This is a genomic window from Rhodococcus sp. P14 (assembly GCF_000256505.1).
GTDB lineage: Bacteria > Actinomycetota > Actinomycetes > Mycobacteriales > Mycobacteriaceae > Rhodococcus > Rhodococcus ruber.
In genome coordinates, this window is sequence record NZ_AJFC01000117.1 from 1 (window position 1) to 21,092 (window position 21,092).

Genomic DNA, 21,092 nt, shown 5'->3' on the forward strand with positions numbered 1-21,092 from the left:
ACCGCGGACACTGACACTCCCCGGAAGCGACCTCGACGGTGTCCTGAGCCTGCGCACCCTCGCCGACGCCACACAACTGCGCGCGGCGGTCCACACCGGCTCCTCCCTGGCCATCGTCGGCGGCGGGTACGTCGGACTCGAGGTCGCAGCCTCGGCCCGCGCCCGCGGCTGCGAAGTCACAGTCGTCGAGCGTGAGGATCGGGTGCTGGCGCGGGTCGCCAGCCCGGAGCTGTCGGCCGTCCTCACCCGGTTCCACCGCGACCGCGGCACACGCATCCTCACGGCAGCCGAGGTCCGGGAGATCACCGGGACAGCCGGTCGAGTCGATGGAGTCACCCTCGCCGACGGCACCCACCTCGACTGCGACCTGGTGCTGGTGGGCGTCGGAGCGATCCCCAACGACGCGCTGGCTCGGGACGCGGGCATCGACTGTCTCACCGGGATCGTGGTGGACGGTTCCGCGCGCACCAGCGATCCGCATGTCCTCGCCATCGGGGATGTGACCTACCGCCTGCACGACACACTGGGCAAGATGGTGCGACTGGAGAGCATTCCCAGCGCGGTAGAGCAGGCGAAGCAGGCGGCAGCCGTCATCACCGGTGCGCCACTGCCACCGCACGAGGTGCCGTGGTTCTGGTCGGACCAGTTCGACCTCAAGATGAAGATGGCGGGGATGGTCGATCCCGAGACCCGGGCAGTCCTGCGCGGGAATCCGTCCGAGTCCTCCTTCGCCCTGTTCCACCTCGACAGCGACGGCGTGCCTGTCGCCGTCGAGACCGTGAACGCCGCAGCCGAATTCATGGCCGGCAAACGCTTCATCGGTAACCGCACCAAGCTCGATCCCACTGCACTCGCCGATCCCGCGACCTCGATGCGGGACGCCGTTCTGCAGAGCATCACGATTTCCGCCGCCCCGACCGGGCCGGCCCACAAGACATGGAGTACGTGACGATGGAAGCACTCGCAGCAGTCGCAAGAGAGCCGCACGCCGAGTTCACCCTCGAGCCCATCATCATCGAGGGACCGAGGGCCGGCGAGGTCCTCGTCGAGATCGAGGCCGTCGGCATCTGCCACACCGACCTCGCCGCGCGCGACGGCGCCCTCCCGACCGCGCTGCCCGCCGTCCTCGGCCACGAAGGATGCGGCATCGTAAGAGAAGTCGGCTCCGGCGTCACCAAGGTGACACCCGGCGACCGCGTGGGCATCACCTTCCACAGCTGTGGGACCTGCCCGTCGTGCACCACGGGGGCACCCTCCTACTGCCACCAGTTCATGCACCTCGCCTACGACGGGGTGCGCGAGGACGGCACCGGCCCGCTGTCCACCACCGACGGCGAACGCCTCACCGGCCTGTTCTTCGGACAGTCCTCCTTCGCCACCCACAGCCTCGCCTTCGAACGCAATGTCGTGAAGGTTCCCCACGACCTCCCGGCCGAACTCCTCGCCCCCCTCGGCTGCGGCATCCAGACCGGTGCCGGCGCGGTGATGCGCTCCCTCGACTGCCGGCCCGGCTCCGCGGTCCTGGTCGCCGGCGCCGGCTCGGTCGGCCTGGCCGCCGTCATGGGCGCCGTCGTGCAGGGCTGCACCACCATCATCGCCGTCGAACCCCACCGGTCCCGGCGCGACCTCGCCCTCGAACTCGGCGCCACCCACGTCGTCGATCCGGCCGCGGGCCCCCTCGTCGAGCAGGTCCGTGCCATCGTCCCGGCCGGTGTCGACTACGCGATCGACACCTCCGGCGTCCCGGCCGTGATCGAGTCGCTCGTCGGCGCCATGACCTTCCACGGCAAGATCGGCCTCATCGGCGTGCCCGCCGACCCGGCGGCCTCCGTACCGCTGAACATCATCAACTCCCTCGCCATGGGACTGACGATCACCGGGATCATCGAAGGCGACAGTGTCCCCGACGAGTTCATCCCCGAACTGGTCGAGCTCTACAAGGCGGGCAGGTTCCCGCTCGACAAGCTCGTCACCACCTTCCCCTTCGCGAAAATCAACGACGCGATCGCGGCCCAGCACCGGGGCGAGGTGCTCAAACCCGTGCTCGTGCAGGACTGACCACCCCACCCCGACACACTTCCCGAGAAGGACACCCCGATGACGATCGACTACACCGAGCTCTACATCCGCGGCGGATGGGTACGACCGTCCGGCGATGCCACGATCCCGGTCATCTCCCCGAGCACCGAACAGCGGATCGGCTCGGTCCCGGACGGTACCGAGTCCGACCTCGACGATGCGATCGACGCCGCCCGCGCAGCATTCACCGGCCCGGACGGCTGGGCGTCCTGGAGCGCCGCCCGGCGCGCCGAAGTCCTGGGCCGGTTCGCCGACGAACTCGAAGCCCGCGCCGAGGACACCGCAACCCGGGTGAGCAGCCAGAACGGCATGCCCATCGGCCTGGCCCGGCAGTTCGAGGGCGGCTTCCCGCCCCTCCTGCTGCGCTACTACGCCGAGATGGCGGCCCAGCAGGAGGACGAGATCCGTCCCGGCATGCTGGGGGGAGCGACCCTCGTCACCCGCGCCCCCATCGGCGTGGTGGGCGCGATCGTGCCGTGGAACGTCCCCCAGGCCATCACGTTCCTCAAACTCGCTCCGGCACTCGCCGCCGGCTGCACCGTGGTCCTCAAGCCGTCTCCGGAGACGGTGCTCGACGCCTTCCTGATGGCCGAAGCAGCGATCGCGGCGGGACTGCCCGCCGGTGTGCTCAACATCGTCCCGGGCGGCCGCGAACTCGGCGCCTACCTGGTGGCGCACCCGGGCATCGACAAGGTCTCGTTCACCGGCTCCACCGCCGCCGGCCGGGCCATCGGCCGCACCTGCGGTGAACTGCTGCGCCCGGTCACCCTCGAACTCGGCGGCAAGTCCGCCGCCGTGATCCTCGACGACGCCGACCTCGCCGCGAACGTCGAATCCTTCTACGCGGCGACTCTGCTCAACAACGGGCAGATCTGCTGGCTCGGCACCCGCGTCCTGGCGCCGCGCTCACGCTACGACGAGATCGTCGACACCATCACCGATCTCGCGAAGGGCATCGCGGTCGGCGACCCGCTCTCCGACACGACCCAGATGGGACCGCTGGTCTCGGCCCGCCAACGCGACCGCGTCGAAGGCTACATCGAGAAGGGCAAGTCGGACGGCGGACGCATCACCACCGGCGGCAAGCGTCCCGCCGGCGCGGAGCACGGCTGGTTCGTCGAGCCCACCATCTTCGCCGACGTCCAGACCGGGCACACCATCGCCCAGGAGGAGATCTTCGGCCCGGTGCTGTCGGTCATCCCCTACACCGACGAGGCCGAGGCCGTGGCCATCGCCAACCACTCGGACTACGGCCTCGGCGGTTCGGTCTGGACCGCAGACCCCGACCGCGGTACCCGGTTCGCCCGCAACATCGCCAGCGGCACCGTCGGCATCAACGGCTACGCCAACGATCCCACCGCCCCCTTCGGCGGCATCAAGAACAGCGGACTCGGACGGGAACTCGGACCCGAAGGACTGGCAAGCTACCAACAACTCAAGAGCATCTACCTCGACATGCGATGACCCCGGCGTGGGCGCGGTCGCATGCACGTGCATGCGACCGCGCCCGCGGCGGTAGGTGTCAGGAAAGGAGACACAATGACGAAAGATGAAGTCGCGCTGCTCGACTTCGCGGTGCAGTGGGCACCTTACGGCGGCGGCGACGAGCATATCCTTCCCGAGTTCGGACTCGTCCCCACCGACTTCTACCACCGATTGCGATGTCTCCTCGACGCGCAACCGAAGATCGACGCCGGGACCCGCCGCCGTCTGAAGAACCTCTGCACACGCAAACTCGGCTATCCACCAGTCGTCCAGCAGAAGCCGATGTCGCGCAGCCGACGACGGTGACATGCACGGCGGATCCGATACGCGACCCGGGACAGCCACATCAGCCCGGTGGGTGGTACGGGCTCTCCAGCAATCGGTCCAGGTAGAGAGCCGTGGCGGGACTGAGAGCGTGGGCGCTTCCCTCCTGCGCGAGGCGGTGTAGAAGGGCGCGGAGGGCCGATCCTGCATCCAGCAACGGCTGGACGATCCTCACCCCGGCGCATTGCTCGAGCAACGGAAGAACCACGCGCTCCGCCTCACGGCTCGACCCGGCAGTGGCGAGGCACTCGGTCAGCAAGACGCCCGCATAGAGGGATGCTCTCGGCCGCTGGGTGGCGTCGATCGACTCTGCAAGCACGCGAGCCCTGTCACAGGCTTGTGTCCGGGCGCCGGGCGAGCCGGCAACAAGGAGCCGGATGACCGATTCTTCTGCGATCTCGGTGGTGACCCGACTGATACCGTCCTGCGGTTCCTGCGAGAGCTGCCGAGGAAAGCTGTCCGGGCTGAAATACCCGGATCCGATTCCCAGGCGAATGCGCTCGTTCACCAGGTGCGCCGACAGGCGCGGAAGGTGCAGGGTGCGTGCCAGCTGTTCGCCTTCGTTCAATCGCTCGGCAGCGGCGTCGTACCTGCCGAGCCGGTGCTTCAGGCGCGCACCGACGACGTAGGTGGACAGCATGAAATCGACCGTGCCGCCTTCTGCCCCGAGACTGTAGCTCTGGTCGAGGAATCGCTCGGCCTCGGCCAGGTTCCCCTGTTCGTACAGCAGGTCTCCGAGAAGGGCCCCGGTGAGCCGGGAGCCGTAGGACAGTTCCTCTCCTCGCTCGGTTGCCAGCTGCATGGCGTGGCGGAAACTGGCCTCGGCACCGTCGAGGTCGAGTTGTTCTCTTGCGGCCAGCCCGTCGAGGCAGTACCCGTAGATGACGCTGAAGGGCCCGGAAGACCGCCGATGGTATGGACGTACCCATTGCTGCCAACGCCGGGCGTCGGCAAAGTCGAACCGATGGATCGAGCGAAACGACGCGACGTCAGCGGTGCCGCACACGACCCAGGGGCGTAGCCGGTCGGAACGGGCACTGCAGGCCTCGACCGCCGCATCCATACCGTCGAGCCGGTCGTCGAAGGCGTTGACCGTGGCCTGGATGAGCGCTGCTTCGGCTCGGATGTCAGCTTCGTCGGCACTTGCCGACGGCAGAGTTGCCGCGATGTTGCCGAGCGCCTCGGCAGCGGCAGCGCGATGATGCAGGACGGCGTGCGCCCAGGCCAGCGCGGTCTGCAGGCGCAGCCGACGCGCGCTGGATGTGCCGGGGAGCTTTGCGGCCAGCCCGAGCAGGGTACTCATCTGGGAGCGCTCGAGCAGCGGTATCGCCTCGTGTTCGACGGCATCGATCGCGTCGTCGTCGCTGCCGGCGGCGAGGAAGTGATCCACAGCCGGGCTGAGTAGATGCTGTCCGAGAAACCACCGGGCGGCAGTGAGATGCAAACCGATCAGGCGTTCCGGATCGTCACGCTCGAGTCGGCGGCGTAGGAATTCGGCGAACAGGTGGTGGTAGCGGAACCACTGCCCGTCCTCGTCGAGACGCGTCAGGAACAGGTTCCGCGCCTCGATGTCTTCGAGCACCGTCTGGGTATGCCCCCGACCGGTCAAGGCGGTGGCCAGGGCAGCGCACGTGCGCTCGGTGATCGACGTGGCAAGCAGGAAGTCGAGCAGATCCGGCTCGAGGGTGTCGAGGACGTTCTCGGCGAGGTATTCGCCGATAGCCCGGTGCCGGCCGGACAGGTGCCGGATCGCCGCACGCGGATCGCGGTGTTCGCGCAGGGCCAACGAGGCCAATTGCAGCGCCGCCACCCACCCGTCGGTCGATTCCTCCAGATCGACGACCTCCTCGTCCTCGAGTTGCAGATCCGTGGCGCCGGTGAGTAGTTCCCGGGACTCGTCGAGGTCGAATCGCAATGCGGCCGAGTCGATTTCGATCAACTCGTTGCGCACCCGCAGGCCGCTCAGCGGCAGACCCTGCCGGGTCCGGCTGGTGACGACCAGCTGCAGGTGGTGGCAGCCGTGTTCGAGCAGGAACCGGGCGATGGCTCGGCTCGCAGGGTTGGTCACCCGGTGCCAGTCGTCCAGGACCACCGCGATGTGCTGTCCACCCGTGTGCGCCCGGTTGATCAGCGTCGTCAGCACGAACCGCTCGGCACCCTCCCCGTGTCCCTCCAGCGCCCGGGTCAGCTCTCTGCCCAACCCGGGCAGGGTCACCGTGACCGCATCGACGAGATGCGCGAGAAACCACGCCGGGGTGTTGTCGTCCTCGTCGATCGACAACCAGGCGGTCGTCCCCCCGGTGCGCTCGAGCATCTGCACGTACTGGGCGGCCACGGTGGTCTTGCCGTATCCGGCCGGACCATGAATCAAGATCAACCGGGGTCGGGTTCCGGTCCCGAGCCTGCCGAGCAGCCGGGCGCGCGGCACCATCGCGTGCGCCGTGACCGGGGGGCGGTACTTGGTGGTCACGGCGGGCGGAGGGACGGGCCCGGACGCCCCGGCCGACGGATCGAGGCGCAGGTACGCCGCGGTGCCCGCAGGTTCACGCTTTTCCCGCTGCGGTGAGCTTTCCTCGTCCCACGCCAGCGGCAGCGGCAGGTCGGCAACGAGGTATCCCAGATCCGTCCCGGCCCGGCGCAACGCCTCCCCCAGCGCCGCCGCCGTCCCGAAGCGGTGGGCAGGGGCGCGGGCCATCGCCTGCTCGATCACCACCCGGACGCCCTCCGGGACATCGTTCTCGCGCAGGTCGGGGATCGGTTCGGTGCTGATCCGCAGCAGCTGCGCCACCAGTTCCTCACCCCGGTGGCGCGCGAAGGCCGGTCGACCGGCCAGGGCGGTGAACAAGGTCGCGCCGAGCCCGTAGACGTCCGAGGCAACCGATGGAGGATGTCCGTGCAACACCTCCGGCGCGGTGTAGGCGGGAGAACCCACTATGAGCCCCCGGGTGGTGTCCTGCCGGTCCGACAGTCGGGCGATCCCGAAATCGGCGAGTTGCGGTTCGCCGTACTCGGAAATCAGGATGTTCGCCGGTTTGACGTCCCGGTGCAGCACTCCGGCCCGATGCGCCGTCTCGAGGGCTCCGGCCAGCTTGATGCCTATGTCGACAACTTCGGCGGTCGTGCGGGGCCCGCGTCGGGTGATCCACGCTTCGAGCGAGTCGCGGCGGTGGAACGGCATCACGATGTAGGGACGCCCGGTATGGGTGACGCCGGCCTCGAGCACGTGCACGATGTTCGGATGCCCCGACAGCCGGCCCATCGCCTGCTGCTCACGCAGGAAGCGGGTGCGGTCGGACTCACCGGGGCTCGAGCTCAAGACCTTGATCGCCACTACCCGGTCCAGGGCAGGTTGACGGCAACGGTAGATGATGCCGAACCCGCCGCGGCCCAGCACCCGAGGCTCGTCGAATCCGACAGCAGCCAGCTCGTTCGCTATCTCTGCCTCGAACTGATTCGAGGGATGCTCGACGGCTTCGTCGGACACGGTTCGTCCTCACCGACTGTTACGCCACTGACTGTCTCCGGTCGGATCATGGTTACTCACGGCTCTACCTGGGGTTGGTTCCTCATTCTAGCCTTACCGGCACAGACTGAGGCGGGAGTCGAGGCCGGCGAGAGTAACGGAAGTCGGAGCAGACCCGTCCCGCACTCATGGCGCCACATCTCACGTGTCTTCCGGCATGTGCGCCCGATTCGCGATGGTGGCGGCCGCCCCGGTTGCCCCCGCCCGGACCGAGGAGGCGTGGAGCTCGGGCCCGAATCGGTCGACGGCACCTGCGATGCTGAGCGCGGCGATCGCGCGGTTGTCTAATTCCAGCACGGGAGAAGCGATTTCGGCGTGCCACAGAACCATCGGTGAAAACATGCCGCCCGGCTCGAGTCCGGTCACAGCGGGCCCCGGAGCATCGGAAGACCGGACTCGGCGATCCCCGATTCCTGGAGCCGGAGCCGGGACCGCAGGGCACCCCGCCCCCGCTCGCGTCGGATTCCTCGACGCCGGAGGGAGTTACCCCGCCCGAAGGTAGCGGGAGACCGCCTCGGCTCGGTTGGCGGCACCGAGTTTGCGCAGAATGTGCCTCACGTGGGCCTTGACGGTGGCCTCCGAGATGAACAGCCGGTTCGCGATGCGGGCATTCGAGTCGCCCTCGGCCATGTGCGCAAGGACCTCGAGCTCCCGCCGGGTCAGCAGGTCCACATTCCCCGCAGGGTGGCCGGACTGCATCGGGTGGCGATATCCCGGAAGCGCAACGACCGAATCGTTCGCCGGCTCTTCGTTGGAACCGATCATTTCGTCCAGCATGTCCGGCGAGGCATCCATGACGGCGGTGACCTGCCGCCGGATCGTCCGGAGGCGTTCCTGGTAGTAGAGACGTTCCAGGGCATAGCCGAGACATTCCGAGAACGTGCGGACAAGCGTCCGATCGAACTCGCCGACCTCCCGCCCGTCGCTCGGGCTGTCGGCGTGGACGAAGCCGAACACTCCGGAGCCGACCATGATGGGAGCGGCGACGTAGGAGGATGTGCTTGTGACCTGCTTGAAGCCCGGATCCACGCGGTCGTCGGCCTGCGCCCGGGGGACCAGCACCGGAGAACGGCGCCGCACGATCTCGCTTTCGATGAGCCGGTGGCCCAGGGTTCTGCTGCGACTGCCGACCTCAAGGATCTCGGCAGCGAGCGCCGAATCGTTCCGCACGTAGCACGACTTCGCCACCCAGCGGTTGCCCTCGACGCGGGACAGCATGCACCGCTGATACCCCAGCTCGCCGACATGGGTCGGGGCGAACCGGACGAGGTCGGCTACCGACCCGACGGTCCGCAGCGCATCGAGCGCCCGCCCGACTCCGGCGATCGCCTCCGATCGCTGCGCCAACTCGGCTTGGCGCAACATCACCCGCGCGTGACCGACCTGCTGAGACAATCCGAGCAGACGTGCGATCTCCGCGCCTGGCGCTGTTTCACCGAGCCTGCGCGTGAGGGCCTCCTCGACGACCTCGAGGGCGATATCGGCCTCGTCGAGGTCGGCCGCAGTGCGCGGATCCGCCGGGGCGCCCCGTCCCAGGAGCTCGTGGGCAAGTGCCAGCACGCCCCGGGCCCGCTCCAACTCCTCGCCGACACTCCCGACAGGGCGTAGCGCAGGCGAAGAAGCGCGGCCGGCCGCGGTCGACCCGAAAGGCATCGTCGGTACCACGTATTCGGTGCTCCTTCCCGGCCATATTGCCAGAGCAGATAAGAGAAACGTTAGCAAATCATGCATGCATGTCTCAATACTCCGGGTTTTCTGAAGGAATCCGATCGGCGTAGTTCGTTCGAGCCCGGACTGGTGGCGTTTCTCGCTCGCCCGCGCCGACCGCGCCCAGGAGCCCGTCCGCCGAGCCACTCGACCGCGGGGTGAGACATGGATGCATGTTTTCGAATCTTCCTCCTGTCCGTCGAACGATAGGCGTGGCGACGCGCTCGTCCCCCTTGGGCGCAGGTGGTCGTCGAGGCCGAGTCAGCCGTTGGGATGAGAAACGTGCGCCCAGGGAGTGATGCGCATCACCCCGCCCGGGATCGAAGATTATCGGGACTCGAGTGATCGGCGTCACGCAACGGACGGCCGGACCGCGACGTCTCCGCGACATTGCTGCCACCCATCGGAGGAAAACTGTGACCACCATCGAGGCCATCACGGGTCCCACCCGACCCGTACCGGACGAAATTGCCCGCCAGATCGTTCTTCCCGAGGGTCACCGAGACGAAACCACTCTGTTCGCAGCCTACAAATGGCTCCGGGAAAACAATCCGCTCGCCAAGGTGCACGTGGAAGGCTACGACCCGCTGTGGCTGGGAAGCAAGCACGCCGACATCATGGAGATCGAACGCCAACCGCAACTCTTCTCCAACGGGGGCGGGTCCGAACCCGGCTCGCACAATCCGATCCTGACCAACCAGGCCGGCGATGCCTTCACCAAAAGCCTCCCCGGTGGGAGCCTCCGCATCTTCGATGCCCTGCCCTACCTGGATCCGCCCGAGCACACCGCGGTCAAGGATGTCGCGGCGGACTGGTTCCGTCCGGCCAACCTCAAGCGTTGGGAGGACCGGATCCGAACGCTGGCCGTGGATGAGATTGCGCGGCGGCTGCGACCGGGAGTGAACGAGATCGATCTCGTCAAGGATTTCGCCATGTTCTACCCGTTACACGTCATCATGACCCTCTTCGGAGTTCCGGAGGAAGACGAGCCACGGATGCTGGCGTTGACGCAGGAGTTCTTCGGAACAGCCGACCCGGACGAAGCCAGAGACGACGTCGAACCGCTCAGCCCGGAAGCTGCGGCCAAGCAGTGGGCCAACGCCCTTTCGGACTTCTTCGCCTATTTCGATGTACTGGTAGAAGATTGCCGCGCCAATCCCCGAAATGATCTCGCCTCCCTCATCGCCAACGCACGGCAGGCCGATGGGGAGTACTGGCCCAAGAAGTTTGCCTACAGCTGGTTCGTGACGATCTCCACCGCCGGGCACGACACCACCGCTTCCACCCTGGCCGGCACCCTCGAAGCACTTGCTCATCATCCCGAGCAACTCGCCGCGTTGCAGCGAGACCCGTCGCTGATCGGTGACCTGGTCAACGAGGGTCTGCGCTGGATTTCACCGGCGAAGCACTTCATGCGCCAGGCCACCGAGGATTACGAACTTCGGGGTCGGCACATCAAAGCCGGTGACAGGCTGATGATGCTGTACCAGTCCGGCAACCGTGACGCCGAGGTCTTCGACGCGCCTGACGAGTTTCGATTCGACCGGAAGCCCAATCGACACATAGCCTTTGGATACGGACCGCACATGTGCACCGGGCAGCATCTGGCCAAGCAGGAATTGCGGATCATGTTCGAGGAGTTGCTCCCGCGCATCCACACGATCGAGGTCACCGGTGAGCGAAAAGTCGTGCAGACCAACTTTGTCGGTGGATTGAAGAACCTTCCCGTCCGATTGGAACTCACATGACCACCACGCTGTCGGCGGCCGACCGGAATGTGGTGGTCGTGGGCGCAGGGCATGCCGCGGCCTCACTCGTGGGCCTGCTCCGACAGGAGGGACACACCGGCAGGATCACGATGCTCGGTGAGGAACTCGACTACCCGTACCACAGGCCGCCGTTGTCGAAGAAGTTCGCCGAGGGAGAGCTCGAGCAGTGGCTGCGACCCCCGGAGTTCTACCGGGAGCAGGACGTCGAGGTGCGCCTCGGCGAACAGGTCACCGAGATCGACCGTAAAGCCGGCAGGATTGTCACGGCCTCTGGCGAGCGGATCGGTTACGACGTGCTGGTCCTGGCCACCGGGTCCCGTCCCCGTCCCTTGCCGGTGGCGGGCGCCGGCCTGGCCGGCGTCGGTGCGCTACGCAATCTCGGCGACGCCCGCGCCCTGCGCAAGTGGGTCGGGGAAGGGCGCAAGCTGGCCATCATCGGTGGCGGCTACATCGGACTGGAGGTCGCTGCGGTGGCCCGCGCCGCGGGCGCGGAGGCCGTGGTTCTCGAACGCGAGGACCGAGTGCTGGCCCGCGTCGCGAGCCCCCAGCTGTCGGCGATTCTCACCGCGCGACATACCGAGCAGGGCACGGTAGTGCGGACCCGTGTCGGAGTCACCGGACTGGAGGGCGCCGCCGGGCAGGTGCAGAGCGTTGTGCTCGAAGGCGGCGAGACAATCGACTGCACCGCGGCGCTGGTCGGAATCGGTGCCCTGCCGTGCGACGAGTTGGCCGCAGCCTGCGACCTCGAGCGCGGCCCGGCCGGCGGCATCGTCGTCGACGAGTTCGCTCGCACAAGCGATCCCGCGATACTCGCCATCGGAGACGTGACCTGCCGGCGTGTGCCCGGACTCGACGGCATCGGGCGACTCGAGAGCATCCCGAGCGCGACGGAGCAGGCCCGGCAGGCGGTAGCCGCGATCCTGGGCACACCGTCGCCGCAGCCCGAGACGCCATGGTTCTGGTCCGACCAGTTCGATCTGAAGCTGAAGATCGCCGGCGTCGTGCGGCCGGGAGCGGACGTCGTCCGCCGCGGTGACCCGGAGACGGGCCGATTCGCACTGTTTCACCTACGCGACGGCGTGCCGGTGGCGGTGGAGTCTGCCAACGCTTCACCGGATTTCATGGCAGGCAAGAAGTGGATCGGCGCCGGCACCAGCGTCGATCCGGTTCGGCTGGCCGACCCCGGTATCGCCCTGCGCGACGCCGTCCGCTGAAACGACACCCGCCAACCCCACGTACGACCCGAGGAATATCATGCCGAAGATCACCTATCTCGTCCCCGACGGAACCACCCACATCGTCGATGTTCCTGCAGGACAAAGCATTATGGACGGCTCCGTGCGCAACAACCTGCCCGGCATCGTCGCCGAATGCGGCGGCAGCTGCTCCTGTGCGACCTGCCACGTACACGTCGACTCCGAGTTCGCCGATCTGTTCGGCGAGGCGACCGACGAGGAGCGCGACCTACTCGAATACGCCGACGACGTCGACGAACGCTCCCGACTGTCATGCCAGCTCATCGTGAACGCCGCATGCGAAGGCGTCCGAGTGATCGTGCCCGACTCCAACGGCTGACCCGGCGCTGCCTACCCTGCCCACCCTGCTCGCCTGCCTGCCCGCATCCCGAGATACCGCACAAAGGAACCACACCAATGACCGCACTCACCGGAACCACCGACTATCGGCAGTTCTACATCGACGGCGGCTGGGCCGACCCGTCGTCCTCACGCACCCTCGAGGTGCGGGCCGCGGCCACCGAGGAACGCCTCGGCAGCGTCCCGGAGGCTACCGAGCGGGACATCGACGACGCCGTTGCCGCCGCCCGCCGGGCATTCGACGACCCTCAGGGCTGGTCCCGCTGGGATCCGGCGCGCCGCCGCGAGGCGCTCGAGCGTTTCGCGGTGGCACTGGAGAAGCGCGCCCCCGAAACCGCGACCCGAGTGAGCTCGCAGAACGGTATGCCGATCTGGCTCGCTCAGCAGTTCGAGGGCGGGTTCCCGGCCCTGCTGCTGCGCTACTACTCCGGCCTGGTCGCCGACACCCCCCAGGAGGAGACCCGGCAGGGCATGCTCGGCGGGCAGGCGCGGGTGATCCGTGAGCCGATCGGGGTGGTCGGCGCGATCGTCCCGTGGAACGTCCCGCAGGGAATCACCTTCCTCAAGCTCGCCCCCGCCCTGGCCGCCGGGTGCACGGTCGTGCTCAAGCCTGCTCCGGAGACGGTCCTCGACGCCATGCTGATGGCCGAGGCAGCCGCCGAGGCAGAACTGCCGGCGGGCGTGCTGAACGTCGTGCCCGGCGGAGGCGATGTCGGGGCCTACCTGGTAGCCCATCCGCAGGTGGACAAGGTCTCGTTCACCGGGTCGACGGCGGCCGGCCGGACGATCGCCGAGACGTGCGGGCGCCTGCTGCGCCCGGTGACCCTCGAGCTCGGCGGCAAGTCCGCCGCGATCGTCCTCGACGACGCCGACCTGGCTTCGACGATCGAGAGTTTCTTCGCCTCGACACTTCTCAACAACGGCCAGATCTGCTGGCTCTCGACCCGCGTACTGGCGCCGCGATCGCGATACGCCGAGGTCGTCGACACCGTCAGCGGACTCGTGTCCTCCCTGCGGATCGGCGACCCCCTGGCCGAGACCACTCAGGTCGGTCCGCTGGTCTCGGCACGGCAACGCGATCGGGTCGAGTCCTACATCGCCAAGGGGAAGGCCGAGGGGGCCCGGCTCACCGTCGGCGGCGGCCGGCCGGAGGGCCTCGACCGCGGCTGGTACGTGCAGCCGACCGTGTTCGCCGATGTCGACAACAACCACACCATCGCCCAGGAGGAAATCTTCGGGCCGGTCCTGTCGGTGATCCCGTACACCGACGAGGACGAGGCCGTTGTCATCGCCAACGCCTCGGACTACGGCCTGGGCGGCAGTGTCTGGACCGCCGACCCGGAGCGTGGCGAGGCCGTCGCCCGCCGGGTGCGCACCGGCAGCATCGGCATCAACGGCTACGTCAACGACCCCGTCGCCCCCTTCGGCGGAATCAAGGCCAGCGGCATCGGCCGTGAACTCGGACCCGAGGCCCTGCACAGCTACCAGGTCCTCAAGACCGTCTATCTCGACGCCTCGGCCGCGCAGGCCTGAGCAGAACCCGTCACACCGACCCACAACCGAGGAGTCCTCATGAAAAGCCGCGGCGCCGTTCTCCGCCAAGCCCCTGGCAAGTTCGAGATCGTCGACCTCGTCGTCGACGAACCCCGACAGAACGAGATCCGAGTCCGGATGGTCGCCTCAGGGCTGTGCCACTCCGACGACCACATGGCCACCGGTGACCTCCCCGTCGCTGTCTACCCGGTCTGCGGTGGACACGAGGGCGCCGGCATCGTCGAGTCGGTCGGCCCGAACACCTCCGGCTTCGAACCGGGAGACAAGGTCATCTTCTCGTTCCTGCCTGCCTGCGGAAAATGCCGCTGGTGCTCCACCGGGCACCAGAACCTCTGCGACCTCGGCGCCAATGTCCTGGTCGGCTCGCGCTGGGAAGATCCGACGAGCTTCCGGCTGCAACTCGAGGACGGCACCCCCGTCGCCCAGGCGCTCGGCATCTCCACCTTCTCCGAATACACGACGGTCGCCGTCGACTCCGCCATCAAAGTCCCGGCGGACACCCCGCTGGAAAAGGCGTGCCTGCTCGGTTGCGCAGTCGGGACCGGCTGGGGCTCGGCGGTCAACACCGGCAAGGTGCAACCCGGCGACACCGTGCTGATCCTCGGTGTCGGCGGCATCGGCGCAAACGCCGTCCAGGGTGCCGTGCACGCCGGCGCGGCACGGGTAATCGTGGTCGACCCGGTCGCCTTCAAGCGGGACATGGCGCTCTCGCTGGGTGCCACCCACGCATTCGCCACCGTCGAGGAGGCCATCGAGACCGCGAAGAGCTTCACCAACGGCCAGGGCGCCGACGTCGCGATCGTCACCGTCGGCGTCATCACCGGCGACCACATCGCGCAGGCATTCGCCGGGATCCGCAAGCAGGGCACGGTCGTTGTCACTGCCCTCGGAAACGCCACCGCCGTCGGCATCCCGGTACCGATCCTCGAATTGATCCTCTATGAGAAGAAGATCGTGGGTTCGCTGTTCGGCTCGTCGAGCCCGCGCGCAGACATCCCCAAGCTGTTCGACCTCTACCAGGCCGGCTATCTGAAGCTCGACGAGTTGATCACCACCGAGTACGCCCTCGACGACATCAACCAGGGATACGACGACATGCGTGCAGGCACCAACATCCGCGGTGTCATCCGGTTCTAGCGACCGCACGACTGCGCCGATCCGGCCCCTCGGATCCCCTCCCCGCACCAACCTCGGCCCAATCCCAGAGAGGCACCGATGACCGTCACAGACGACCCGACCACCCAGCTACCGACACCCCACGGACCGTTCGTCGAGGACGATCGTGAAGCACACAGCTTCCGTGTCCACCGCTCCACCATGACCTCACCGGAGATTCATGCGATGGAACTCGAGCGGGTCTTCGCGCACAGCTGGCTCTACGTCGGCCACGAGTCGGAAATCCGCAAGAAGGGCGACTACGTGCGCCGCCCCGTCGGCGGACGCCAGGTCTTCATGGTCCGCGGACGATCGGGGCAGGTGAACGTCTTCCACAACACCTGCACCCACCGCGGCGCCATGGTCTGCCGCGCCGAACGCGGCAACGCCAAGATCTTCTCGTGCTTCTACCATGCCTGGTCGTTCAACACCGACGGCGAACTGGTGGGCATCCCGGACCGCCAGGCCTACGGCGACGACCTCGACTTCGGCAAACTCGGGCTCCGGCCCGCCGCCAAGGTCGCCAGCTACCGCGGCTTCGTCTTCCTCTCCTACGATCCCGACATCGTGCCCCTGGTCGACTACCTGGCGGGCGCCACGGAGTACCTCGACCTCGTCGTCGACGCGGTCGAGGACGCGGAAATCATCTCCGGAACCAACGAGTACGCGATCAATGCCAACTGGAAACTCCTGGCGGAGAACAGCATCGACGGCTACCACGCGGTCAGCACCCACGACACCTACTTCAAGTACCTGGTAGCGCTGGGCACCGACCTCGCAGGTGGGGTCCAGGGCACGGCGAAGGCGCTCGGCAACGGGCACGCGGTACTCGAATACACCGCACCGTGGGGCCGACCGGTGGCGAAGTGGGAGCCGCTGTTCGGTGAGGGCGCGCGCGAGGAGATCGGCCGGCTGCGCGCCGAACTCGTGGCCAAGCACGGCGAAGAGCGCGCCGCGCGCATGGCCGACGTCAACCGCAACCTGTTGATCTACCCGAACCTGGTGATCAACGACATCATGGCTGTCACCGTACGCACCTTCATGCCTGTCTCCGCGGACCGGATGGAGATCACCGCCTGGGAGCTCGCTCCGAGTCAGGAGCAATCCCAGCTGCGGCAGCGCCGTCTCGACAGCTTCCTCACCTTCCTGGGGCCCGGTGGCTTCGCCACCCCGGACGACATCGAAGCCCTCGAGTCCTGCCAGCAAGGCTTCCACAGCGGCGGAGTGGAGTGGAACGACATCTCACGCGGCATGGCGCGCACGCCCGAGGCCAATGACGAAGAGCAGATGCGTGCCTTCTGGCGACGCTGGAACGAGCAGATGATCGGAGAGGCCCGATGACCACCACCGCACCCGAGACCCCGAAGGCCGCGCCGGCGCCCTCCCCGCAGGTCGGCGACCTTCGGCAGGTCACCCGCAGCCGAGTCGAGGACCTGCTCTACCTCGAGGCCGAACTGCTCGACGACTGGGACCTCGACACCTGGATCACCCTCTACACCGACGACTGCCGCTACGTCGTGCCCTGCAACGACACCCCCGACGCCGACCCGGCCCGGGACCTGGTGCTCGTCGACGACGACCACCTGCGTCTGTCCTGCCGCGTGGAGCGACTCAATTCCCGCCGGGCACACCGGGAATACCCGCACTCGGCCACCAGCCACCAGGTGTCCAACGTGCGGCTGCGCCCGGTCGTCGACGGCACCGGCGGTGCAGCCGAGCTTCCGGTGGTCGCCGAGTTCGTCGTCTGGCGCTTCCGCGGCGAACGCTCCTACACCTACGCCGGCCGCTACCACTATCGACTGCGCGTCGTCGACGGGCACCTGCGGATCGCGTCGAAGCGGTGCGTGCTGCGCATGGGAAGCCTGCGCCAGGTGTCCGACGTCGCGATCATCCTGTGAACGCCGAACTGGACGGGGCACCGTTGCGGGGCCGCACCGTGGTCGTCACGGGAGGAGCGACCGGCATCGGTCTCGCGATCACCCGCAGGTTGCTCGCCGACGGCGCGTCGTTGCTCGTCGCTGCCCGGGACGAGGACGAACTCCATCGCGGGCTCGGGGCGCTGAGCGCACCCCCCGGCGTTCCCGAGCCCACCGGATTCGTCGGTGATCTGGCGCTCCCGGGCGCCGCGGACGCGATGCTCACCGCGGCCACGGACGCGTTCGGCCCGGTGTACGGACTCGTCAACAACGCCGGCGGGGGCGTCATCGCGCCGACGCTCCAGCACACCGAGCAGACGCTGAAGTCGACCATCGACAACAACCTGTGGACCACGCTGCGGGCCAGCATGGCGTTACTCCCCCATCTCGTCGACAACGGCGGGGGACGCATCGTCAACATCGGCGCCGAGTCCGTGCGCAACGGGCTCACCGCCCACGCGGTCTACAACGCCGCAAAGGGCGGGGTGCACGCGTTCGCCGTCGGATTGGCGCGCGAGTTCGCGCCCGCAGGCATCACCGTGAACACCGTGGCGCCGGCCTACACCCTGACCGCGGAGCTGGCCGCCGCGATCGAAGCGAACCGCCTCCCCGAGGTTCTGCGGCCGGTCGTCGAGGACGCGGTGCGGCTCATTCCGATGGGACGCCCTGCCGTTCCCGACGAAGTCGCCGGCGCCGTCGCCTATCTCCTTCGCCCGGAATCCGGCTTCGTCACCGGCCAGGTGATCAGTGTGAACGGCGGCAGCAGCATGGGCTGAAACCTCTCCGCTCCGCCGCGGCACAGACCGACCCGCACCCAGCGTCCCTACCCCGAAAGGTGAGCCATGACCGGCGTATCCCACGTCGACGACACATCTCGTGTCACGGATGCTTCTGCTCCCGAACCACTGTCGACCCCCGGCACAGCAACCGAACTCTACCGGTCGGCCCGCGATCTGCTCCAGGATCTCGGCCGCGACTACCGCAAGGCGGTCGACGAGTTCACCTGGCCGGATCTCGGGGAGCGGTTCAACTGGGCCGTGGACTGGTTCGACGCGATCGCACGGGGCAACGACCGGGTGGCCCTGTGGATCGTGGAGGAGAACGGCGCCGAGGCGAAGTACACCTTCGACGAGCTCGCACGCCGGTCCGATCAGGTCGCCGCCCATCTGGCCGCCCACGGGGTGGCCCGGGCCGACAGAGTCGTCCTCATGCTGAACAACCAGGTCGAACTCTGGGAGGCCATGCTCGCGGTCATGAAGCTCGGTGCGGTCATCATGCCCACGACCACCGCGCTGGGCCCGGTGGATCTGGCCGATCGCATCGGCCGGGGCGGTGCCCGGCACGTCGTCGCCAACGTCGCCGACACCGCCAAGTTCGACGAGATCGAGGGTGAGTACACGCGTTTCGTGGTCGGCGGCGGGCATGACGCGCCGGCCGGCTGGGTGCGCTTCGCCGGCGCGTACGCGCTCGACGTTCCCCGTGCAACGCACCCCGGTACCGCTCCGCACGACCCCCAGCTGCTGTATTTCACCTCCGGCACCACGAGCCGGCCGAAACTCGTCGAGCACACGCAGGTGTCCTACCCCCTCGGGCACCTCGCGACCTCGTTCTGGGTCGGAGCCGCACCCGGGGACGTCCACCTGAACATCAGTTCGCCGGGCTGGGCGAAGCACGCCTGGAGTTGCTTCTTCGCCCCGTGGATCGCCGAAGCGACGATCTTCGTCTACAACTATTCCCGCTTCGATGCCGCCGCGTTGCTCGGACAGATCCGCCGGGCCGGCGTGAGCACGTTCTGTGCTCCACCGACGGTGTGGCGAATGCTGATCAACGCCGACCTCTCCGGCGGCCCCGGGCAGCTGCGTGAGCTGCTTTCCGCGGGAGAACCGCTGAACCCCGAAGTCATGGATCAGGTGCGGCGGCAATGGGGATTGACGATCCGCGACGGGTTCGGCCAGACCGAGCTGCCACTGGCTGTCGGGAACGTACCCGGTATGCCGGTCAAGCCCGGATCGATGGGGCTGCCGTTGCCCGGTGTTCCGGTCGTGCTGGTCGATCCGCTGTCCGGCGCGCGGGTCGACGGAGTCGGAGAGGGTGAGCTCTGCGTCGATCTGACAGCGCGACCGATGAGCCTGATGACCGGCTACCTGGGCGATCCCGAACGCAACGCCGAGGCGATGGCAGGGGGCTTCTACCACACCGGCGACGTCGCTTCCCGGGACGCCGACGGCTACATCTTCTATGTCGGGCGCACGGACGATGTGTTCAAGGCCAGTGACTACAAGATCTCGCCGTTCGAGCTGGAAAGCGTGCTGATCGAGCATCCGGCGGTCGCCGAGGCCGCGGTCGTGCCGGCCCCCGACGAAGTCCGGCTGGCCGTGCCCAAGGCCTATGTCAGCCTCGCGCCGGGTCACGAGCCGACGCGGGCGACGGCACTGGCGATTCTGCGGCACGCCCGCGCGAACCTCGCGCCGTACCAGCGCGTACGCCGCCTGGAGTTCGCCGACCTGCCGAAGACCATCTCCGGCAAGATCCGCCGCGTGGAACTGCGTGGCCGCGAGGAATCCGGCGTCGCCGGTGCCGGTGAATGGCGCGACGACCAGTTCCCCGAATTGCGGTCCTGAGTCACGTCCCCCGGGGCTGCAAGCGCCCCGGGGTGCGCGAACGCACCTGAACGAGTCCTGGTTCCGTCGCAGGTCTCCGGGACCGAATCCCATTGTGATAGCTCCTGGTTCACGAACGACCAAGGCGTGCCCACGCGTGGCAGGCGGTGGATGGCCGGACAGCAGTACGTGGTCACGGTCTCGCCGCGACGCAGCTTCCGCCGGCGCTGGGTGGAAGTGTGCCTGCTGTGTACCCCGATATCGGGAGTTCGTCGTCAGCGGGCGTTTGCCGGTCCGGTGAGCGGGCGAACCGTGGCAATGAGCTCGGCGGCGTTGTCGCGGCGGATCGCGGCCGCGAGGTCGTCGGAGCAGGCGCCGAGGACGGCTCCGGGTGGTGTCTCGCGCGCGGCGAACGGGTAGTCGGTGCCCAGCAGGACGTGCTCGCCGCCGAATCGGGCGACGGCCTGGCCGAGTGCCGCCGCGTCGTAGGTGAGGGAATCGCACCACAGGTCCCGGGCCCGCACACTCGGCGCCGGTCCGGGCGTGCCGGAGAGAACGGCGCCTCGGTCGAGTCGGGGCAAGATCGCAGGCAGGGCGCCACCGCCGTGGGCCAGGCACAGGCGCACGCCCGGAGTACGGGTCCGCCCCGTGAGCAGTGCCGCCGCGGCGGTCGTTGTCTCCATGGGCATCCCCAGCCCGAACTCCAGGCCCAACTTCGACAGCCGCGGGTCGAGCGTAGTGTCCACCGGGTGCACCAGCCCCAGTGCCGAGCGCTCGGCCGCAGCGGCGAAGAACTCGTCGAATGCGGGGTCGGCCAGCTCCCGCGTGCCGACACGAGTGCCGATCTCGACACCGAGGAAACCCAGTTCGTCGATGCAGCGGGAGAGCTCGGCGACCGCGGCGTCGGGGTCCTGCAAGGGAACGGCACCGAGGGCATACAGCCGCCCCGGTGCCTCGGCGACCAGTGCGGCGAAGGCATCGTTCTGCGCCGCAGCCAGGATCCGTGCGCCGTCGGCGGGCTGGTCGTGACACAACGTGACAGGAATTGGCGAGACGACCTGTGCTGCAATCCCCTCGGCGTCCATGTCGACGAGTCGGCGCTGGGCGGACCAGCACCGGTGGTCGATCTCGCGGTAGGGACGACCGCCGAGCAGGAGCTGGGCGCGTCGGGGATCGAGGAGTTCGATGGACGGCCAGCGTCCCGGTCGGCCGGACAGGTCCGGAAGCCGGGTACCGATCGCGTGGGTGTGAACGTCGATCGCCCCGAGAGGAAGCGGCAATCCGGCGTCGCCGTTCACGTGCGTGCTCATGCTGGCTCCCTCGACGACGCCCGCGGGGTCGATGTTCCGACGGTGTGGTCGACACCGTAACAAATCATGACTACA

The 21,092-nt window shown here is 68.0% G+C and carries 17 protein-coding genes; 13 read left to right on the plus strand and 4 right to left on the minus strand.

Translation table 11 applies throughout. The annotated features are described in order from the left end of the window. The 4 genes from OEY_RS28190 to OEY_RS28195 form a co-directional block, all read left to right on the plus strand. A partial coding sequence (locus tag OEY_RS28190; protein WP_010593395.1) for an NAD(P)/FAD-dependent oxidoreductase occupies positions 1 to 949 on the plus strand: 949 nt, incomplete at its 5' end. A 2-nt stretch (positions 950 to 951) separates the two neighbouring features. Then, complete coding sequence (locus OEY_RS0108175) at positions 952 to 2,058, plus strand: NAD(P)-dependent alcohol dehydrogenase (protein ID WP_029539947.1); 1,107 nt, start codon at positions 952 to 954, stop codon at positions 2,056 to 2,058. 39 nt (positions 2,059 to 2,097) lie between these two features. Continuing rightward, positions 2,098 to 3,543, plus strand: coding sequence for an aldehyde dehydrogenase (locus OEY_RS0108180; protein ID WP_010593397.1), 1,446 nt, complete (start codon positions 2,098 to 2,100; stop codon positions 3,541 to 3,543). Between the two features lie 75 nt (positions 3,544 to 3,618). Continuing rightward, positions 3,619 to 3,870 carry a DUF3263 domain-containing protein gene (locus OEY_RS28195; RefSeq protein WP_010593398.1) on the plus strand — a complete coding sequence of 84 codons (252 nt, stop codon included), beginning with the start codon at positions 3,619 to 3,621 and terminating at the stop codon, positions 3,868 to 3,870. A gap of 40 nt (positions 3,871 to 3,910) precedes the next feature. On the opposite strand, the gene OEY_RS0108190 is transcribed toward OEY_RS28195, so the two are convergent. The 3 genes from OEY_RS0108190 to OEY_RS0108200 all read right to left on the minus strand — a co-directional run bounded on the left by OEY_RS0108190 (position 3,911) and on the right by OEY_RS0108200 (position 9,076). Continuing rightward, on the minus strand, positions 3,911 to 7,372 hold the full coding sequence (locus OEY_RS0108190) for a serine/threonine-protein kinase (protein ID WP_010593399.1): 3,462 nt from the start codon (positions 7,370 to 7,372) through the stop codon (positions 3,911 to 3,913). A gap of 180 nt (positions 7,373 to 7,552) precedes the next feature. Then, the gene (locus OEY_RS0108195; RefSeq protein ID WP_010593400.1) at positions 7,553 to 7,777 is read right to left on the minus strand and encodes a hypothetical protein; all 225 of its coding nucleotides are present in this window, start codon (positions 7,775 to 7,777) and stop codon (positions 7,553 to 7,555) included. A gap of 117 nt (positions 7,778 to 7,894) precedes the next feature. Beyond that, complete coding sequence (locus tag OEY_RS0108200; RefSeq protein ID WP_029539948.1) at positions 7,895 to 9,076, minus strand: LuxR C-terminal-related transcriptional regulator; 1,182 nt, start codon at positions 9,074 to 9,076, stop codon at positions 7,895 to 7,897. A gap of 458 nt (positions 9,077 to 9,534) precedes the next feature. On the opposite strand from OEY_RS0108200, the gene OEY_RS0108205 reads away from it, so the two are divergent. From OEY_RS0108205 to OEY_RS0108245, 9 genes are all read left to right on the plus strand, one after another. Beyond that, a complete protein-coding gene (locus OEY_RS0108205) occupies positions 9,535 to 10,866 on the plus strand; it encodes a cytochrome P450 (protein WP_010593402.1) in 1,332 nt (443 codons plus the stop codon). Beyond that, positions 10,863 to 12,101, plus strand: coding sequence for an NAD(P)/FAD-dependent oxidoreductase (locus OEY_RS0108210; protein WP_010593403.1), 1,239 nt, complete (start codon positions 10,863 to 10,865; stop codon positions 12,099 to 12,101). The genes OEY_RS0108205 and OEY_RS0108210 overlap by 4 nt, the downstream gene beginning before the upstream one ends. 40 nt (positions 12,102 to 12,141) lie before the next feature. Beyond that, on the plus strand, positions 12,142 to 12,462 hold the full coding sequence (locus tag OEY_RS0108215) for a 2Fe-2S iron-sulfur cluster-binding protein (RefSeq protein ID WP_010593404.1): 321 nt from the start codon (positions 12,142 to 12,144) through the stop codon (positions 12,460 to 12,462). A gap of 77 nt (positions 12,463 to 12,539) precedes the next feature. Further along, positions 12,540 to 14,015 (plus strand): aldehyde dehydrogenase, encoded by a 1,476-nt coding sequence (locus OEY_RS0108220; RefSeq protein ID WP_010593405.1) that lies wholly within the window; start codon positions 12,540 to 12,542, stop codon positions 14,013 to 14,015. Between the two features lie 39 nt (positions 14,016 to 14,054). Then, complete coding sequence (locus tag OEY_RS0108225; RefSeq protein WP_010593406.1) at positions 14,055 to 15,173, plus strand: NDMA-dependent alcohol dehydrogenase; 1,119 nt, start codon at positions 14,055 to 14,057, stop codon at positions 15,171 to 15,173. A 78-nt stretch (positions 15,174 to 15,251) separates the two neighbouring features. Then, positions 15,252 to 16,532 carry an aromatic ring-hydroxylating oxygenase subunit alpha gene (locus OEY_RS0108230; RefSeq protein WP_010593407.1) on the plus strand — a complete coding sequence of 427 codons (1,281 nt, stop codon included), beginning with the start codon at positions 15,252 to 15,254 and terminating at the stop codon, positions 16,530 to 16,532. Next, complete coding sequence (locus tag OEY_RS0108235) at positions 16,529 to 17,089, plus strand: aromatic-ring-hydroxylating dioxygenase subunit beta (RefSeq protein WP_010593408.1); 561 nt, start codon at positions 16,529 to 16,531, stop codon at positions 17,087 to 17,089. The genes OEY_RS0108230 and OEY_RS0108235 overlap by 4 nt, the downstream gene beginning before the upstream one ends. After that, positions 17,086 to 17,883 carry an SDR family NAD(P)-dependent oxidoreductase gene (locus OEY_RS0108240; RefSeq protein WP_010593409.1) on the plus strand — a complete coding sequence of 266 codons (798 nt, stop codon included), beginning with the start codon at positions 17,086 to 17,088 and terminating at the stop codon, positions 17,881 to 17,883. Before OEY_RS0108235 ends, OEY_RS0108240 begins: the two co-directional genes overlap by 4 nt. 66 nt (positions 17,884 to 17,949) lie before the next feature. Continuing rightward, positions 17,950 to 19,728: an AMP-binding protein gene (locus OEY_RS0108245; protein ID WP_010593410.1), complete on the plus strand. Its 1,779-nt coding sequence runs from the start codon at positions 17,950 to 17,952 to the stop codon at positions 19,726 to 19,728. Positions 19,729 to 19,982: 254 nt separating this feature from the next. Here OEY_RS0108245 and OEY_RS0108250 read toward each other — a convergent pair whose 3' ends face one another. Beyond that, the gene (locus OEY_RS0108250; protein ID WP_010593411.1) at positions 19,983 to 21,017 is read right to left on the minus strand and encodes an amidohydrolase family protein; all 1,035 of its coding nucleotides are present in this window, start codon (positions 21,015 to 21,017) and stop codon (positions 19,983 to 19,985) included. Positions 21,018 to 21,092: the final 75 nt, after the last annotated feature.

Bases quoted from the DNA above. Each gene is read 5' to 3' on its own strand.
- OEY_RS0108220 (WP_010593405.1), top strand. From the start codon at position 12,540: ATGACCGCACTCACCGGAACCACCGACTATCGGCAGTTCTACATCGAC.
- OEY_RS0108175 (WP_029539947.1), top strand. From the start codon at position 952: ATGGAAGCACTCGCAGCAGTCGCAAGAGAGCCGCACGCCGAGTTCACC.
- OEY_RS0108225 (WP_010593406.1), top strand. From the start codon at position 14,055: ATGAAAAGCCGCGGCGCCGTTCTCCGCCAAGCCCCTGGCAAGTTCGAG.
- OEY_RS0108230 (WP_010593407.1), top strand. From the start codon at position 15,252: ATGACCGTCACAGACGACCCGACCACCCAGCTACCGACACCCCACGGA.
- OEY_RS0108245 (WP_010593410.1), top strand. From the start codon at position 17,950: ATGACCGGCGTATCCCACGTCGACGACACATCTCGTGTCACGGATGCT.
- OEY_RS28195 (WP_010593398.1), top strand. From the start codon at position 3,619: ATGACGAAAGATGAAGTCGCGCTGCTCGACTTCGCGGTGCAGTGGGCA.
- OEY_RS0108180 (WP_010593397.1), top strand. From the start codon at position 2,098: ATGACGATCGACTACACCGAGCTCTACATCCGCGGCGGATGGGTACGA.
- OEY_RS0108215 (WP_010593404.1), top strand. From the start codon at position 12,142: ATGCCGAAGATCACCTATCTCGTCCCCGACGGAACCACCCACATCGTC.
- OEY_RS0108210 (WP_010593403.1), top strand. From the start codon at position 10,863: ATGACCACCACGCTGTCGGCGGCCGACCGGAATGTGGTGGTCGTGGGC.
- OEY_RS0108250 (WP_010593411.1), bottom strand. From the start codon at position 21,017: ATGAGCACGCACGTGAACGGCGACGCCGGATTGCCGCTTCCTCTCGGG.
- OEY_RS0108235 (WP_010593408.1), top strand. From the start codon at position 16,529: ATGACCACCACCGCACCCGAGACCCCGAAGGCCGCGCCGGCGCCCTCC.